General features: G+C 52.5%; 1 protein-coding gene. It reads left to right on the top strand.

Annotation, left to right across the window (positions count from 1 at the left end):
* Window positions 1–666: 666 nt before the first annotated feature.
* Entirely contained in the window at window positions 667–1,152 is a 486-nt protein-coding gene (locus tag ACWERV_RS36760; RefSeq protein ID WP_224756095.1) for a hypothetical protein, read from the top strand.
* Window positions 1,153–1,668 lie beyond the last annotated feature (516 nt).

Consider the following 1,668-nt stretch of genomic DNA (forward strand, 5'->3'; position numbering starts at 1 on the left):
GCGAAAGATGGTCAAAAATTGTCATGCCCAGTCGAATTCCGCACAACATATTACTAATTGCTTTCACTTTGAATTATTGAATTATTAGCCAAAATTTTCCAAGCGAAATTATCTCGTTAAATCAATACATGGCGGGACACCCACTCAAAAAGAAGCGGTGTAGATCAGAATCCCACCAAGACCGATCACGCCGGCCGTCAGTCATCTAATGCGAAGCAGCAGCTTGGTCGACGCAAAATCAACACTATCGAAAATTGTTAATTGTTAAATGGAGTCCTAAAATATCGAATGCTTGCAAACCTTACGAAGATTCGCGTGGTGTTGTATCCAACTGACGGCACTTGACTTCACATTGAAACTCATATGCGCATGAGCGCTCTCGCACGACTGCTTGATTTCTCGGCCAATGAAACGACGATGGCAGGCAGATCCGATAATGGCCCACAGCGGTGCACGCACTTCCTTTTCATCTGGGCACTGCTCAGTGATGCGGCCGGAATCAACCAGACCTGGCGAGGCAGCAGCGAGCCCGGATGACAACTCTGACGTTAACGGACTCTGGAACTCATGAACCTGACGCAGTATTCGCGGCTCGCAATTCGGAGTAGAGAGCGCCGCTTGCCTGAAGTATCCTCGTCATGTTCCAGTGGACGGAGGATGACTCGGATGTTGATTCGCGTAGAAGGTCGACAAGTTAAGCTATTGCGGACTGAGCGGTCTGCTCAGACACATCGGATCCACGAGGTCGCAATCCGCACGTTTCGGATCGATCGTCCGCTGCTCGTTGAACTGCTCGAACGTCTCGACCGGGACGAATGCCTTGTACTCGATCAATGGCTTGAAGCGCATACCCAAGAACTCGTCCAAATCGATGCACACTCCATCATCGAGCACGCACCTGTGCAATTAGAGGCACTGGTCGCTGCGCTCGACGCCGCCGCGGAAACGCTGTGTCCAGCAGCAGCAGATGCGCTCCGGGAACAGTTACACTTGATCGCGCGTTCACTGCACACTGGCGGGCACCCCAGACCCGTGTCACGGCGACGCGGTACCACATCGTTTCCAGGGCAGCGAGATCTCGTCGACGAGCTCGCCCCCGATGTCGCCCAAGAGCTCGCGCAAGACCAGAGGGAAAGTCATTTCCTGACGTAATCCAATACCAGCAGTTGGCCACATCGGACACCTTCCGGCCCTGGAACAGCCACTCGATCTCCGGCACCCACTCTGTGACAATCCGGCTACGGACCTCGTTGGAGACATGAACAGGAATCGAGATTTCTCGCCACCCTTCGGGATTGAAATCAGAGGGCTGAGTGCGGCCGCGGGTATCGATTCCGACCTCCTGACGAAGCATACTAGATCTACGCGTCACGTGCATAGGGCGATTCTGTCATGGCCGGAAGAAACCGTGTTTTCTGTGCGACTCATCCGCTGTCGATTCCTTCCTGCGATAACTGACAGGTATCGTCCGATGATCAGTTATTCTAAGATAAATACAAAGAAGTTCGATCGCACCTGATATGTAAGCTGACAAACCCCAAAGCAGCATTCGGCCAATCGGCCTCGCAAAGAACTGCACGAGAGGGAGGGAGAGGTGTGCAGGTGAAGTTGGTACCTTTCCAGTATTCGATTTTTGAGACGCGTACACGATACGCAATCTTCGATATC

The sequence above is a fragment of the Streptomyces sp. NPDC004031 genome, assembly GCF_053604375.1.